The organism is Pseudomonas sp. P1_F1_2 (assembly GCF_056405815.1).
Genome location: NZ_JBFUBK010000033.1, coordinates 1 through 14,759, shown reverse-complemented (window position 1 = coordinate 14,759; position 14,759 = coordinate 1). Strand labels below are relative to the sequence as shown.

Genomic DNA, 14,759 nt, shown 5'->3' with positions numbered 1-14,759 from the left:
GTGTCTGGAGTTCCAATGCATAGCACGCTGATCAGTGTAGGACGCAACCGGCTGCACAAACGCGATGGCAGTCTGGTTGCCTTCGATGCGGACAAGATCCGCCAGGCGTTGATTGCCGCGGGCAAGGCCACGGGCGAATACACCGAGGTCGAAGCCGAGGGGCTGCTCAAGGCGGTACTGGCCCAGCTGGAAGGACAGGCTCGACTGCATGTCGAGCAGATCCAGGATCGGGTTGAACGGGTGTTGATGGACGCCGGTTTTTTCTTCGCCATGCGCGCCTACATCGTCTATCGCGAGCAGCACGGCCGTCTGCGCCGTGATCGCAAGACGATGGTCGAGGTGGCAACTTCGATGAACGAGTACCTGGACCGTGAGGATTGGCGGGTGCAAGCCAACGCCAACCAGGGGTATTCACTGGGTGGGCTGGTGCTCAATGTGTCGGGCAAGGTCACCGCCAATTACTGGCTGGACGAGGTGTACAACGAGGCCATCGGCCAGGCCCACCGCGAGGCGGATCTGCATGTGCACGACCTCGATATGCTGGCCGGTTACTGCGCGGGCTGGTCGCTGCGCACGCTGTTGCACGAAGGCCTTAATGGCGTGCCCGGGCGGGTCGAAGCCGGTCCGCCGAAGCACTTGAGCAGTGCCTTGGGGCAGATGGTGAATTTCCTGGGCACCCTGCAAAACGAATGGGCCGGCGCCCAGGCGTTCAGTTCGTTCGACACCTACCTGGCGCCCTACGTGCGCAAGGACGGGTTGAGCTTTCAACAAGTGCGACAGGCGATTCAGGAGTTCATCTACAACCTGAACGTGCCCTCGCGCTGGGGCACCCAGACGCCCTTTACCAACCTGACGTTTGACTGGGTGTGCCCGGAAGATTTGCGCGAGCAGATCCCGGTGATCGGCGGTGAAGAAATGCCCTTTGCCTACGGTGACCTGCAGGTGGAAATGGACTTGCTCAACCGCGCCTACATCGAGGTGATGCAGGCGGGTGACGCCAAGGGAAGGGTGTTCACCTTTCCGATCCCGACCTACAACATCACCCATGATTTTCCCTGGGACAGCGAAAACGCTGACCGACTGTTCGAGATGACCGCCCGTTACGGGCTGCCGTATTTCCAGAACTTCCTCAATTCGGACATGCAGCCCAATCAAGTACGATCGATGTGTTGTCGTTTGCAACTGGATGTCCGCGAATTGCTCAAGCGCGGCGGTGGCCTGTTCGGCTCGGCCGAGCAAACCGGATCGCTGGGCGTGGTGACCATCAACTGCGCACGCCTGGGTTACCTGTTCAAAGGCAACGCCAGCGCCTTGCTGCAGCGGCTGGACAGGTTGATGGAGCTGGCGATGGAGAGCCTGGAGGTCAAGCGCAAGGTGATCCAGCACCATATGGACGCCGGTTTGTACCCTTACACCAAGCGCTACCTGGGAACCCTGCGCAATCACTTTTCCACCATCGGCCTTAATGGCCTGCATGAAATGCTGCGCAACTTCAGCGGTGACGAGCAGGGCATGCACACCGAGCAGGGGCGCACGTTTGCGTTGCAGTTGCTGGACCATGTTCGCGCGACCCTGGTGCGCTTCCAGGAAGAAACCGGCCATCTCTACAACCTCGAAGCGACCCCGGCCGAAGGCACCACTTACCGGTTTGCCAAGGAAGACCTCAAGCGTTACCCCTACATTCTCCAGGCCGGCAGCCGCGAGGCGCCGTATTACACCAACTCCTCGCAACTGCCGGCGGGCTTTACCGACGACCCCTTCGAAGCCCTGGAGTTGCAGGATGAACTGCAATGCAAATACACCGGCGGCACGGTGTTGCACTTGTACATGGCCGAGCGGATTTCCTCGGCCAAGGCCTGTAAGCAATTGGTGCGTAAAGCGCTCGGGCGCTTCCGCCTGCCGTACCTGACGGTGACCCCGACGTTCTCCATTTGCCCGGTCCACGGCTACCTCGATGGCGAACACGAGTTCTGCCCCAAATGCGACGAAGCCTTGTTGCGCAAGCAACACTTGAGCACGACCCATTGATTTCGTTTCACTCAACCGCAAGGAGCTACACCATGAATGCACTGCACACATTGCCCCAAGCCCAACGTCAACGTTGTGAAGTCTGGACCCGTGTGATGGGCTATCACCGCCCGGTCTCGGCGTTCAATCCGGGTAAACAGTCCGAGCACCGCGAGCGAGTCCACTTCACCGAATGCGCGGCCTCGGCCGATCGCCAATGAGTCGAACGCTCAGGGTCGGGGGCATGGTGCCCCTGACCACGCTCGACTATCCGGGCATGCTGGCCTGCGTATTGTTCTGCCAGGGTTGTGCCTGGCGTTGTCGTTACTGCCATAACCCGCAATTGATCCCGCCTCGCGGCAGCGAAGAGGTGGAGTGGAGCCGGGTGTTGGCGTTCCTGCAGCGCCGTGAGGACCTGCTCGATGCCGTGGTGTTCAGCGGTGGCGAACCCACGTTGCAGGATGGATTGCTGGCGGCCATGGATACCGTGCGCGCGATGGGTTTTCGTATCGGCCTGCACAGTGCCGGGATCAAGCCGGACGCGTTTGCCAGGGCTGTGGCCGTAGCTGATTGGGTCGGTTTTGACGTCAAGGCGCTGGCCGAGGATTGCCTGGCGGTCACCGGTGTCCGGGGCAGTGGCGTGGCCAACTGGAAAAGCCTGGAGCATCTGCTGGCCAGTGGCGTCGACTATGAGTGTCGCACCACGGTGCATTGGCACTTGCTCTCTCCCACCCGGCTGTTGACCCTCGCCCGACGTTTGAGCGAGCGCGGGGTCAAGCGTTTTGCCGTGCAATTGGTCCGGACCGAACGAATGCTCGATCCGCGCCTGTCGAGTGTTTCATTGCAGTTTGATCAGGTTGAATTGTGGGCGGCCCTGCGTGAGCTGTTTCCAGAATTCGTGTTGCGCGGTTAGTGATCGTTCCCACGCTCTGCGTGGGAATGCCTCAAGGGACGCTCTGCGTCCAGTGACGCGGAGCGTCACGGGCTGCATTCCCACGCAGAGCGTGGGAACGATCTAGAGGGGCCTCAGTTCCAGCCCCAGAATTGCAACCACCAGCCAAACCCCACCCATGCGTTTGCCAGCAGCAGGCAAACACCTGCGCCGCCGCGTCGAGGCAGGGTAATGCCCTGGCGGGCCATGCGTTTCCAGCCCAGGAACAGACTCCAACCGATGGCGCCCAGCAGTAAACAGGCCCTGGCCGGTTGTACCCATTCCAGCAGCAAGCCTTCATAGCGCAACAACTTCACGGTGGTTGCCGACAACCCGAGAAACAGTCCGGCCGCGCCCAAGGGGGTGAGTGTCAGGCTCAAGGGCAAGTACAGCGCCGGGTCACCGGCCAGACGGGCCGCCGCCCGTAGCAGGATCAGCAAACCACCCCCCAACACCAATGCGCTGGCCGTCAGGTACAGAACGATGCTGAAACCGTCGAGCCAGCTGAAACTGTCATTGAGTGTGGGGTAGTGGGTCAACAGCCACCAGGGTGCGTTGTCCTGCAAGGGCCAGAGCAGGTCGTGCCCGATCAGCCATTGCGCGAGGGACTGCTTGAGGGCGATGAACCAGGGGCTGACGGTCCATTGAAACGCCCCCATCGCCAGCCCGATCACGCCGAACAGCAACAAACGCGCATCCCACGGCGACAGGGTGCGTGCCGTCGCGTGGAGGATTTCATGATGGCTGGAACGGGCGATCAATTGCACTGCGTCACGTTGCCCGCTGCAACGTCCGCAGGCATGACAGTCGCTGGCGCCCTGCAGGCGGCGGATGTCCAGCAAGGGCGCGCAATTGGGTGGGGGAAGGCGAGGGCCGGCGTTGTCTTTCCAGCGCTGTTCATCGACTTGAAAGTGCACCGGGGCCAGGCGCGCAAGCAGGGAAAAGACGCCGCTGACCGGGCACAGGTAACGACACCAGACTCGTTTGCCCCTGGCAAACAGCAGGCCGACACCGACGGCGGCGACCGTTGAACCACCCAAAATCAGCAGGGCGGCCTGGGCGTAGTCATACACGCTGATCAGTTGCCCGTAGAGGGTGGTCAGGCAGAACGCCAGGGTTGGCCAGCCGCCCCAGCGCACCCAGCGCGGCACGCCCAAGCCTTTGCCGTACTGGCTGGCCCACTCGCTCAATGAACCTTCCGGGCACAACACACCGCACCAAACCCGGCCGAACAGCACCATCGACAGCAGCACGAACGGCCACCAGAGACCCCAGAACAAAAACTGTGCGAGCAGGGTCAGGTTGTTGATGATCCGGGCGTGGCTGTCCGGTGTCGGCAATAGCGCCGGCAGCACCAGCAGTACCGCATAGAACACAACAACCAGCCACTGCACCGCGCGAATCACCTTGGCGTGGCGCCGCATGCCATCGCCCAGGCGCTGCAACCAGCGACTGTGCCGACTCAGCCCGGGCATGGGACGGCCTTCGCGGTGCGTTGATGCAACCAGCTGCCGACCGCCAGCCAATAACCGCTCAACACCAGCACCGTCAGGCCGCTGGGGGCTGCGCGGTAACCGGTCAGGCTGGCCAGGAAACTGCCCAGGCCACGGCTATCATTGAGCACTGAACGACTGTCCCACAGTGCTTCGCCGATCAGCCCATAGGCCCAGTCCGGCAAATCCATGGCCTGCAACTGGCCGCCGATTCGCTCGGTGCCGCTGACCAGTAACGCTGCACCGAGCAGCAGCAAAACGACTTCGCTGACGGCAAAGAACCGTCGCCACGAAATGAGTCGACGCGTGCTGTGCAGCAACCCGATGGTGAGCCCCGACAGCGCCAGCCCGGCGCCTGCGCCGACGGCAAACAGACCCAGCGCCGGACCTTGCAGGCGGGCACCGGCACCGTACAGAAAAACCACGGTTTCGCTGCCTTCGCGGCTGACGGCGAGCATGGCCAGGAGCATCAGACCCACGCCACCCTGACGGGCCAGTTGGCTGTCGGCCCGATGGTGCAGGTCTGCCTTGAGCGTGCGTGCGTTGCGGTGCATCCAGCCGACCATTTGCACCATCAGCGCACTGGCCACCAGCGCCAGGGAAGCCTGGAACCACTCGTTGGCAGAACCGCTCATGGCGTCACCGGCAAACAGAATCAGCAACGCCAGCAGGCCCGAGAGCATCAACCCCAGGGTGACGCCCGCCCACACGTAGCGGGTCAGGCGACGGGCTTGTATTTGCTGGCTGGCCCAGGCCTGGAGGATGCCGATCACCAGTAGCGCTTCGACACTTTCACGCCAGACGATGAACATTGATTGATTCATGGACACTCCGTGGCTGAGCCAACTATTTCGCGAGAATGGCGCCTTCGGGCAACTGCGGATTGAAGTCGTCGAAGAACGGGTAACTGCCGGGCTTGAGGGGGTGAATGACAACGAACGTCGTCACCCCCGGTGACAGCACCTTCTCGACCCGCAGTGGCGTGCTTTCGAACTCCGCCGGACCTTCGCCGATGTTCTTCAGGATGATCTTGAAACGTTGTCCGGCCGGCACTTCCAGCAGGGCGGGGATGAAGTGCCCGTCACGCAGGCTCAACTCGATGCTGGGTAGTTGGGCCTGAGCCATGAGCGGCATGACCGAGCAGGCCAGAATCAACCCGGCCAGGCGTCGATGAACCGGGCCCGGGCGCCTCGGTTCAGGCTTCTGGTGTGTGTGGCGGCTCATTCAATAACCACCTTTTTTTCCGATCCCGGCATAGATGAATTCGTAGTGCAGCGCACACTGTTCGAACCAGGGTTCGACGCCGGTTTCCTTGTCGGTATGACGACCCAGGGAGCCATGTCCGCCGGGAGGCAGAAGGGTAAAGGTCAGCCGGTATTTGCCAGGGCCTTGCAACTTCACATTGTCACCATAGTGCGGGCCGTCGTTGGCGACCATGGCGTGAAAATCGCCAGTGATCGGTGGCTCGCTGCCCTGTTTTTGCAGACTGAAAGCCACGTTCAGGTAGGGCACGAAACTGCCTTCCTGAAAGCCCTGGCGATTGTCGGCCGTGGCGCGGATATCGGCTTCCAGGTGGATGTCGGAATCAGCGGTCGCGCGCATCATGCCGGCAGGCGCCATTTCGATCGGTTGCAAGTACACCGCGCCGACTTCCAGCCCCGGGCACAGCTGGGGTTCGCCAATCGGGTATTCCTTGGCGTGGGCTTGGGGGGCGAGCAACAGCAGGGAAAAGGACAGCGCGAGGGAGGTACGCATGAGAGTTTCCAGAAGGGCTGAGAAGTGAGAGCCCGAGTCTAAAAAACCTGAGTGAGAATAATAATGATTATGGTCAATTTTCGTAGCAATAGTCCGGGCGATGCCAGCGCACGCACGAGTAAAAAGGGCAGGGTGACTGAGCGTAATTGACCTGCATCAAGGGCGGTTGAGGCCGGGCGCGGTAGGTTACATACCTACCCTTCGATCATGCGGGTACCGCCATGGCCAAGCCCTTTCCCATCAGCCCAAAACATCCCGAACGTATTTGCTGGGGGTGCAACCGTTATTGTGCGGCGACCGCTCTGGCCTGCGGCAATGGTGCTGACCGCACGATGCATCCGGCCGAGATGATCGGTGACGATTGGTACCTGCATGGCGATTGGGGCATTGAGCTGCCCATTGTCACCGACAAGGCGGTGGACCCAGAGCCCATCGCGCCTGAAAACCCGCAATAGTCGAAACCCCCACCGACCCCTCTGTCATGAAATGAAAAGCCATTGTCGTCTGATGAGAAGCGGTTCATCAGGCGTCATCCTACAGTCCAATCAGCGCAATTCGACGCACAAGCCAACATTGCAGATTGGAGAATAAGAAATCATGGCCAAAGCCGTTCGCTTTTACGAAACCGGTGGTCCCGAAGTCCTTCGTTATGAAGAGGTCGAAGTCGGCGATCCTGGTCCAGGCCAGGTTCGTCTCCGTCATGTAGCCGTTGGCCTGAACTATGCCGACACCTACTTCCGCAATGGCACCTACCCGATTCCTATGCCCAACGGCATGGGGGTTGAAGCTTCCGGTGTGGTCCAGGCCGTCGGGGAAGGCGTGACCAATGTTCAAGTGGGGGATCGTGTCACGTACACCGGTTTTCTCAACACCTTGGGGGCTTACAGCACCGAGCGCCTGATCGCGGCTGCACCGCTGATCAAGTTGCCGGAAACCATCAGCTTCGAAACAGCCGCCGCCATGACCATGCGCGGCCTGACGTCGTCGTACCTGATGCGCCGCATCTACGACTTCAAACCCGGTGACAGCATTTTGCTGCACGCCGCCGCTGGCGGTGTCGGCCTGATCGTTTCGCAGTGGGCCAAGCTGCTCGGCCTGAATGTCATTGGCACCGTGTCCACCGACGTCAAAGGCGAAATCGCCAAGACCCACGGTTGCGACCATGTGATCAATTACAGCCATGAAGACGTCGCCGCACGCGTTCGTGAATTGACCGACGGCGTGGGCGTCAACGTGGTGTTCGACAGCGTTGGCAAGAACACCTTCGAGGGCTCGCTGGACTCGCTCAAGCGTCGTGGCCTGATGGTGTGTGTCGGTACTGCATCCGGTCCGATTCCGCCGTTCAATCCAGCGCTGCTGGCGATGAAAGGCTCGCTGTACATGACGCGCCCGGCCCTGGCCGACTACATCGCCGACCCGGCGGAAAAAGCCGAGCTGGCCGGCGAATTGTTCGACCACGTTGGCAGCGGTCGGATCAAGATCGAGATCAACCAGCACTACGCCTTGCAAGATGCCGTCCAGGCCCATCGCGACCTGGAGTCACGCAAGACCACCGGCTCTTCGATTTTCGTCATTTAAGGAGTTGCCAGCCATGAAAGTCGAACAATTGAGCTGCAACATCGGCGCCGAACTGATCGGCGTCAACCTCGCTGACGCGGTGCACGACGACGGTCTTTTTGCCGAGATTCGTGCCCAGTTGCTGAAGCATCGGGTGGTGTTCCTGCGCGATCAGGACATCAGCCGTGCCGAACACGTGGCCTTCGCCCGTCGTTTCGGCGAGCTGGAAGATCACCCGGTGGCCGGCAGCGACCCGGATCATCCGGGGCTGGTGCGCATCTACAAAAATCCGGACCAGCCAATGGACCGCTACGAAAACGCCTGGCACACCGACGCCACCTGGCGCGAGGCACCGCCGCTGGGTTGCGTGCTGCGCTGCGTGGAGTGCCCGCCGGTAGGCGGCGACACCATGTGGGCCAACATGGTCGTGGCCTATGAGAACTTGCCGGAAGACGTGAAGCTGAAGATCGCCGACCTGCGTGCCCGGCACAGCATCGAGGCGAGCTTTGGTGCGGCCATGCCGATCGAAAAGCGTCTGGCGCTCAAGGCGATGTACCCGGATGCCGAGCACCCGGTGGTGCGCACTCACCCGGAAACCGGGGAGAAGGTGCTGTTCGTCAACGCCTTCACCACTCACTTCAGCAACTACCACACCCCTGAGAGGGTGCGCTTTGGCCAGGACGCCAACCCTGGCGCCGGCGAGCTGCTGCGCTACCTGATCAGCCAGGCGTACATCCCTGAGTATCAAGTGCGCTGGCGCTGGAAGCCGAACAGCATCGCCATCTGGGACAACCGCAGTACCCAGCATTACGCCGTTATGGATTACCCGCCGTGCCATCGCAAGATGGAACGCGCCGGGATTATCGGTGACAAGACGTTCTGATCGAAGACCCACATTCATATTTGTAGATACGCCTGCCAGGCATGACCGGCAGGCGGACAATCATAAAAACTGGAGTTACTCATGCAATTTCTCGACGATTCGCTGCACCCGGAAAACATGGAAAAAGTGGTCATCACCGTGGCCCCGTACGGCCCTGAGTGGATGCCGGAAGACTTCCCGGAAGACATCCCGCTGACCATGGACGAACAAGTCCAGAAAGCGGTCGAGTGCTACGAAGCCGGTGCCACGGTTCTGCACCTGCACGTGCGTGAACTGGACGGCAAGGGCTCCAAGCGTCTGTCCAAGTTCAACGAATTGATTGCCGGCGTACGCGAAGCGGTGCCGGACATGATCATCCAGGTCGGCGGTTCGATTTCGTTCGCCCCTGAAAGCGATGGCGAAGCCGCCAAATGGCTGTCTGACGATACCCGTCACATGCTGGCCGAGCTGACGCCAAAACCGGATCAGGTCACGGTGGCGATCAACACCACCCAGATGAACATCATGGAATTGCTGTACCCGGAATACCTGGAAGGTACTTCCCTGGCCAACCCTGCCTATCAGGCTGCCTACAGCGAAATGACCGTGCCGGCCGGCCCAGCCTGGGTTATCGAGCACCTTAAGCGTCTGATGGACAATGACATCCAGCCGCACTTCCAGCTGACCGGCATGCACGCTTTGGAAACTCTGCAGCGTCTGGTGCGCAAGGGCCTTTACAAAGGTCCATTGAACCTGACCTGGATCGGCATCGGCGGCGGTTTCGACGGTCCTAATCCGTTCAACTTCTTCAACTTCATCCACCGCGTACCGGACGGCTGCACCCTGACGTCCGAGTCGCTGCTCAAGAACGTGCTGCCGTTCAATACCATGGCGATGGCCATGGGCATGCATCCGCGCGTTGGCAACGAAGACACTATCATTGATCACAAGGGCGAGCGTTTTGGTTCGGTCGCACAGATCAAGCAAACCGTGCGCATCGCTCATGAGCTGGGTCGCGAAATCGCTACCGGCAAAGAAGCCCGTGAGATTTATCGCATCGGCATGAAGTACGACACTATCGAAGAAACCCTGTTGGCCAACGGCATGGCCCCCAACCGCAAGGCTGGGCAAAAAGGTGTGCCGCAACGCGGCTGACCGACAGCGGGAGCGGGGGGCCTTGGCCTCCCGCTCGCTGCAGTGAAATACGCTCGATAACAAAAATAATAGAAAGTTTCGAGGAGGCTGCATGGCCTTTCACCCAATCGCCGATGGCGATGACGACACCAGTGGTGTCGGCGTTGCGCGCAAATATGCCTGGATCGTCTTCGCACTGACGTTCGGCTTGTTGATTTCCGATTACATGTCACGCCAAGTGCTGAACGCAGTATTCCCGATGCTCAAGGGCGAGTGGGCCTTGACTGACGGCCAGCTCGGCTTGCTCAGCGGCATTGTTGCCTTGATGGTCGGCCTGCTGACCTTTCCTTTGTCGTTGATGGCTGACCGCTTCGGACGCGTTAAAAGTCTGGCGCTGATGGCGCTGTTGTGGAGTATCGCCACGCTGGGTTGCGCGTTGGCGCAGGACTACCAGCAAATGTTTATCGCCCGCTTCATGGTGGGTGTAGGTGAGGCCGCCTATGGCAGCGTCGGTATTGCCGTGGTGATTTCGGTGTTTCCGAAACACATGCGCGCAACGCTGGCCAGTGCCTTTATGGCGGGCGGTATGTTCGGTTCGGTGTTGGGCATGGCTTTGGGCGGCGCTATTGCGGCCAAGCTGGGCTGGCGCTGGTCGTTTGCCGGCATGGCCTTGTTTGGTCTGCTGCTGGCGGTGCTTTACCCGATCATCGTCAAGGAAGCGCGCATCGCCCCCCAGCGTGCCGTACAAGCCGGCAAAAAAGTCAGCGCGGTGGTCAAGCGTCCTCTGCGCACGTTGTGTTCCAGCCCTTCGGTGATTGCGGCTTACATCGGCAGTGGCTTGCAGCTGTTCGTCGGCGGCACCGTAATCGTATGGATGCCCAGCTACCTCAACCGTTACTACGACATGCCGACCGACAAGGCTGGCGGCATGGCGGCAATTATTGTCCTGTGCAGCGGCGCCGGGATGATCCTGTGCGGCATGCTCAGCGATCGCATGTGCCGCCAGTCGGCGGAGCGCAAGGTCGCGCTGGCCATCGCCTATTGCCTGGGCAGTTGCCTGCTGTTGTCCGCGGCATTCGCCTTGCCGCCGGGGCCTGCGCAATTGCTGTTGATTTGCCTGGGCATGTTGATTGCTGCCGGTACGACCGGGCCTGCCGGTGCAATGGTTGCCAACCTGACCCATTACTCGGTCCACGGTACGGCGTTTGCCACGCTCACCCTGGCCAACAACTTGCTCGGCCTGGCGCCGGGGCCGTTCATCACCGGCAAGGTGTCCGACATGATCGGCTTGCAGGGGGCGTTCCAGTTGGTGCCGCTGGTGAGCATCGCGGCAGCGGCCGTGTTCTTTTTTGCCAAGTGCCATTACCAAAAAGACATTGCCCGGTTGGCGGGTGAGCAGGTCAACGATTCAGTGAGTAACAAAGCGGTGTTAGAGGTGAAGGTGTGAGTGGTCGTTTACGTATAGATGTGTTTTTCGATTTCATCTGCCCATGGTGTTTGATCGGAAAGCGCCAACTGGAACGCGCACAGGAGTTGCTGCGCTTGCAGCACCCCGACGTGCTGATTACCACCGTGTGGCATGGGGTGCAGTTGCTGCCTCATCTGCCGGTACAGGGTGAGCCGTTCGCACAGTTCTACCTCAACCGTCTGGGCAGTGCCGAAGCCGTAGCGATGCGTCAGGCCCAGGTGAAACAGGCCGCGAACTCGGTAGGGGTGGCGATCGATTTGGGTCGCATTGCCACGATGCCCAACACGGCAGATGCCCATCGTCTGCTGGCGCATGCCAACACACGGGGGAGCAGGGCCCAGCGCGATCTGTTGCTTGAACGTCTGTTCGCCGCGTACTTCCAGAACGGCGAAGACCTGGGTTGCCGCGAGACCTTGATCGCTATCGCCCAGTCGTGTGGTTACGACGCTGACGCGGTAAAGAATTACCTGCAAGACGAATCCGGTCCCTTTGTCGGTAATGAAGTGGGGGGCTCCAGCGGTGTGCCGAGCTTTCAGTTCGACCGCCGGATAACCATGGTCGGCGCGCAGCCGCCCGAGGCGCTGCTTGGCGCCATGATCGACGCCTTGCACGAAAGCCAGCGCGAGCGGTCACCGTCATGACCATTCGTGTCCCCGTACCTGCGGGAAAACTGCCGCAGGCGGGTGGTCGTGCGCTGTTCGAATTCGATAGCAAAAGCCTGGCGTTATTCAACGTCGAGGGCGAGTTGTTTGCCATCGATGACAGTTGCCCGCATCAGGGCGCCTCGCTGTGTGGCGGGCGTCTGGATGGCCGGGTGATCCAATGCTGTGCCCATGGCCTGCGCTTCGATCTGCGCAGTGGCTACCTGCTTAATTCCACCGCGCTCAAGGTCAACAACTACCCGGTCGAAGTCATCGACGGCCAGGCTTTTATCGTCATCGTTTCTGAGGAGTCCGCGCCATGAGCGCCATCGCTCTCACCCGTATCCATAGCCGAACACGCGAACTGGCCCCGGGGTTTATCGTTAGTCTGATCGTGGCGGCAGCCGCTTCGTTTTTGTCCGAGCACTACGGTGCACCGGTGATGCTGTTTGCCTTGCTGCTGGGCATGGCGCTGAATTTCCTCGCCGGTGAAGGCGTGTGCAAAGCGGGTATCGAATTTACCGCGCGCACCGTGTTGCGCATCGGCGTGGCCCTGCTGGGTATGCGCATTACCCTTGAGCAGATTGCCGGGCTGGGCTGGAAGCCTGTAGCGCTGGTGGTGACTCTGGTGGTGGTGACCATTGGCGTTTCGGTGATCGCGGCCAAGCTGCTGGGATTCCAGCGTTTGTTCGGCATGCTCACCGGTGGCGCGACGGCGATTTGCGGCGCTTCGGCTGCGTTGGCGCTGGCGGCGGCTTTGCCCAATCATCCGCAGAAGGAACGCGCCACACTGTTTACCGTCATTGGTGTGTCGGCCCTGTCGACCATGGCAATGATTGTTTATCCAATGATTGCCAACTGGTTTTCATTGTCACCGCAAATGGCGGGTATTTTCCTCGGCGCCACCATCCACGATGTGGCCCAGGTGGTCGGTGCCGGTTACAGCATGTCGACCGAAACGGGCGATACGGCCACGGTGGTCAAGCTGATGCGGGTTGCGATGCTCCTGCCGGTGATCGTCTGTGCGGCCATGGTAACGCGCATGCAGGGCGTCGAAACCGGAGGCAAGCGACCGCCTCTGCTGCCGTGGTTCGCCGTCGGTTTTCTGCTGCTGGCTTGCATCAACAGCACAGGCTGGGTGGTCCCAGCCGTGCAAGGCACGGTCAATGAACTGTCGCGCTGGTGCCTGGTGGTGTCCATCAGTGCCCTGGGCATGAAGACTCAGCTCAAGGAACTGGCCGCCGTCGGCATCAAGCCCATCCTCCTGATGATAGGGGAGACGGTGTTCCTCGTTGTCCTGGTGCTGCTGTTGCTGCGCTGGGGGTTCTGAGCCCGGTCTGAATCCGTTTTATGGCAGGGCCGCATTGCGTTTGACTCCTCAGCGCTTTGCGGTTCTCGGTCGGTGTCACAAACATCGGCTTTTGGCGGCGACTGTACAGCAGTCGCCGTTTTTTTCGTTGAACGGACCAGCGTACTTGTTCGACTACCAATTTTCTCGGTAGTCAAAAGAGATTTGGTAGTCAGAATCGGTGATTTCAATGGTGTGGCGAAAGTAAGGTTGGATAATGGCGACCCATTGTCTATCAACATTAAAACCTCCGTTGTTAATGTTGTTCTCCAGGGGGATTCCGAGAGCATCAAGTACTGATTCATCATCGCCCAGATCATCAGAGAACTCTTCGCCCTCAAAACTTTCCGTTTGCTTGTCAAACCATTCCAGCCTTAGTTTTAATCCCATCGTCGTCTCACAAGTATTTTTTAGGAATATTTCGTTCAGATTTCTGATCGTTCCCACGCTCCTGCGTGGGAATGCATCCAGTGACGCTCCGCGTCACCGTTGCGTAGAACTTAGGCTTGGAGTCGTGGACGGAAAGCGAAGCGTCCACGGCGGCATTCCACACGGAGAGTGGGACCGATCAAGAACCCCGACAGGTGACTGGTCGGGGTTTTTAGTGCCTGGTGTGGTCAAATATCCCAAATTCGATATTGTTAGTCGTTGCTACAGAGTCCCATGTAATACATCAGGTCTTTTCTTAAGGGGTCACCCACCAAGCCCATAATCACACTGGCTTGATCGGGAGAGAGTGTGTACTCACCCATAGGTACATCCCACAAGGTTGACCAGCCCATGACGTTCAACACGGCATCCTCTAAGGCTTGCGGCACATCCTTTTCATATTGCAATGAATTGTCGGGATTCGACTCGGGGAAAAATCCGCTGATTGCGATAAATGTCATTTTTGTCCCTCGTCATTACTTCGTTGATGTCCGTCTTTCAGGTTTTGCTTTTCCGGTCTGTTTGCCAGTTTTTGCATCAAATTCCCCTAAGTGATCCCCTGCCCAGTTGTACACTTCGACGGCGCCATGTTGGTAATCCCACTCATAAATGCGCTTCTTACTTTCCCAGCGTTTTCGATTTCCTTTAGTCCGAACCGGATTCGCGTCGGGGAATGCCGGTAGAGTTTTTGGTGGAGGATGATAGCTGTGGTCACCACTGATAGGCCTTGCCACCACCACGTATAACGGCTTCACCCCCGACCCCACCGGAAACACAAGAATGAAGTCCTTGTACTCAGGCGGATACACCGGGTTGACGATAATGCTGTCCGCCGCCGGCGTAGGCGGATACACCCAAATGTGCGGCGCTTGCGGTGCGGCCTCCAGCGCAGGAATGCCAAGGATGTCTGAACCATCCACAGCCGGTGTCCAGATCAGCTCAACACCGTCCCCGAGATCCGCCACCTGCTGACTGCCGCGCGCTGTGAACTGCACGACATCCACCATTTCCCAATCGCGATTTTTCCCGGTGTAGAACCCGTAGCCCTTGAGACTGCCATCAGCCTGTTGCTCGACCTGCAATCGAACGCGGGTTCTGGCCTGTTTCAGGGCACGCAGTTGGTCTTCGGTATAC

The 14,759-nt window shown here is 59.7% G+C and carries 18 protein-coding genes; 11 read left to right on the top strand and 7 right to left on the bottom strand.

Translation table 11 applies throughout. The annotated features are described in order from the left end of the window. Window positions 1-15: 15 nt before the first annotated feature. The 3 genes from AC1D2P_RS12305 to AC1D2P_RS12295 are packed head-to-tail and all read left to right on the top strand — an operon-like array spanning window position 16 to window position 2,920. Window positions 16-2,028, top strand: coding sequence for a ribonucleoside triphosphate reductase (locus AC1D2P_RS12305; protein WP_477757570.1), 2,013 nt, complete (start codon window positions 16-18; stop codon window positions 2,026-2,028). Window positions 2,029-2,060: 32 nt separating this feature from the next. Then, entirely contained in the window at window positions 2,061-2,228 is a 168-nt protein-coding gene (nrdD, locus tag AC1D2P_RS12300; RefSeq protein ID WP_046028058.1) for an anaerobic ribonucleoside-triphosphate reductase, read from the top strand. Then, window positions 2,225-2,920: an anaerobic ribonucleoside-triphosphate reductase activating protein gene (locus AC1D2P_RS12295; protein WP_477757569.1), complete on the top strand. Its 696-nt coding sequence runs from the start codon at window positions 2,225-2,227 to the stop codon at window positions 2,918-2,920. The genes nrdD and AC1D2P_RS12295 overlap by 4 nt, the downstream gene beginning before the upstream one ends. 113 nt (window positions 2,921-3,033) lie before the next feature. Here the strand turns inward: AC1D2P_RS12295 and AC1D2P_RS12290 are convergent, their stop codons facing one another. Genes AC1D2P_RS12290 through AC1D2P_RS12275 form a run of 4 tightly spaced genes read right to left on the bottom strand, consistent with a single transcriptional unit; the run spans window position 3,034 to window position 6,186 of the window. Beyond that, entirely contained in the window at window positions 3,034-4,413 is a 1,380-nt protein-coding gene (locus AC1D2P_RS12290) for a 4Fe-4S binding protein (RefSeq protein ID WP_460163716.1), read from the bottom strand. Then, a complete protein-coding gene (locus AC1D2P_RS12285; protein WP_077430420.1) occupies window positions 4,401-5,255 on the bottom strand; it encodes an FTR1 family iron permease in 855 nt (284 codons plus the stop codon). The genes AC1D2P_RS12290 and AC1D2P_RS12285 overlap by 13 nt, the downstream gene beginning before the upstream one ends. Window positions 5,256-5,277: 22 nt before the next feature. Further along, window positions 5,278-5,655: a cupredoxin domain-containing protein gene (locus AC1D2P_RS12280; protein WP_046028052.1), complete on the bottom strand. Its 378-nt coding sequence runs from the start codon at window positions 5,653-5,655 to the stop codon at window positions 5,278-5,280. Continuing rightward, window positions 5,656-6,186 (bottom strand): iron transporter, encoded by a 531-nt coding sequence (locus AC1D2P_RS12275; protein ID WP_046028051.1) that lies wholly within the window; start codon window positions 6,184-6,186, stop codon window positions 5,656-5,658. A 221-nt stretch (window positions 6,187-6,407) separates the two neighbouring features. On the opposite strand from AC1D2P_RS12275, the gene AC1D2P_RS12270 reads away from it, so the two are divergent. From AC1D2P_RS12270 to AC1D2P_RS12235, 8 genes are all read left to right on the top strand, one after another. After that, window positions 6,408-6,641 (top strand): DUF3079 domain-containing protein, encoded by a 234-nt coding sequence (locus AC1D2P_RS12270; protein ID WP_477757568.1) that lies wholly within the window; start codon window positions 6,408-6,410, stop codon window positions 6,639-6,641. Window positions 6,642-6,783: 142 nt separating this feature from the next. Then, the gene (locus AC1D2P_RS12265; RefSeq protein ID WP_046028049.1) at window positions 6,784-7,764 is read left to right on the top strand and encodes a quinone oxidoreductase family protein; all 981 of its coding nucleotides are present in this window, start codon (window positions 6,784-6,786) and stop codon (window positions 7,762-7,764) included. Between the two features lie 13 nt (window positions 7,765-7,777). Further along, window positions 7,778-8,626, top strand: a complete 849-nt coding sequence (locus tag AC1D2P_RS12260; RefSeq protein WP_077430419.1) for a TauD/TfdA dioxygenase family protein — start codon at window positions 7,778-7,780, stop codon at window positions 8,624-8,626. A gap of 81 nt (window positions 8,627-8,707) precedes the next feature. Further along, on the top strand, window positions 8,708-9,760 hold the full coding sequence (locus AC1D2P_RS12255; RefSeq protein ID WP_477757567.1) for a beta-keto acid cleavage family enzyme: 1,053 nt from the start codon (window positions 8,708-8,710) through the stop codon (window positions 9,758-9,760). 91 nt (window positions 9,761-9,851) lie between these two features. After that, the gene (locus tag AC1D2P_RS12250; protein ID WP_077430418.1) at window positions 9,852-11,186 is read left to right on the top strand and encodes an MFS transporter; all 1,335 of its coding nucleotides are present in this window, start codon (window positions 9,852-9,854) and stop codon (window positions 11,184-11,186) included. Further along, entirely contained in the window at window positions 11,183-11,848 is a 666-nt protein-coding gene (locus AC1D2P_RS12245) for a DsbA family oxidoreductase (protein ID WP_046028044.1), read from the top strand. Before AC1D2P_RS12250 ends, AC1D2P_RS12245 begins: the two co-directional genes overlap by 4 nt. Beyond that, entirely contained in the window at window positions 11,845-12,171 is a 327-nt protein-coding gene (locus AC1D2P_RS12240; RefSeq protein WP_046028042.1) for a Rieske (2Fe-2S) protein, read from the top strand. Before AC1D2P_RS12245 ends, AC1D2P_RS12240 begins: the two co-directional genes overlap by 4 nt. Then, the gene (locus AC1D2P_RS12235) at window positions 12,168-13,178 is read left to right on the top strand and encodes a YeiH family protein (protein WP_046028040.1); all 1,011 of its coding nucleotides are present in this window, start codon (window positions 12,168-12,170) and stop codon (window positions 13,176-13,178) included. The genes AC1D2P_RS12240 and AC1D2P_RS12235 overlap by 4 nt, the downstream gene beginning before the upstream one ends. A 153-nt stretch (window positions 13,179-13,331) precedes the next feature. On the opposite strand, the gene AC1D2P_RS12230 is transcribed toward AC1D2P_RS12235, so the two are convergent. The 3 genes from AC1D2P_RS12230 to AC1D2P_RS12220 all read right to left on the bottom strand — a co-directional run. Then, window positions 13,332-13,586 (bottom strand): colicin E3-like toxin immunity protein, encoded by a 255-nt coding sequence (locus AC1D2P_RS12230; protein WP_109787005.1) that lies wholly within the window; start codon window positions 13,584-13,586, stop codon window positions 13,332-13,334. 251 nt (window positions 13,587-13,837) lie between these two features. Further along, the gene (locus AC1D2P_RS12225) at window positions 13,838-14,086 is read right to left on the bottom strand and encodes a pyocin S6 family toxin immunity protein (protein WP_109787004.1); all 249 of its coding nucleotides are present in this window, start codon (window positions 14,084-14,086) and stop codon (window positions 13,838-13,840) included. A 15-nt stretch (window positions 14,087-14,101) separates the two neighbouring features. After that, window positions 14,102-14,759, bottom strand: a 658-nt coding sequence (locus AC1D2P_RS12220; protein WP_477811446.1) for an S-type pyocin domain-containing protein, incomplete at its 5' end; no start/stop codon positions are given.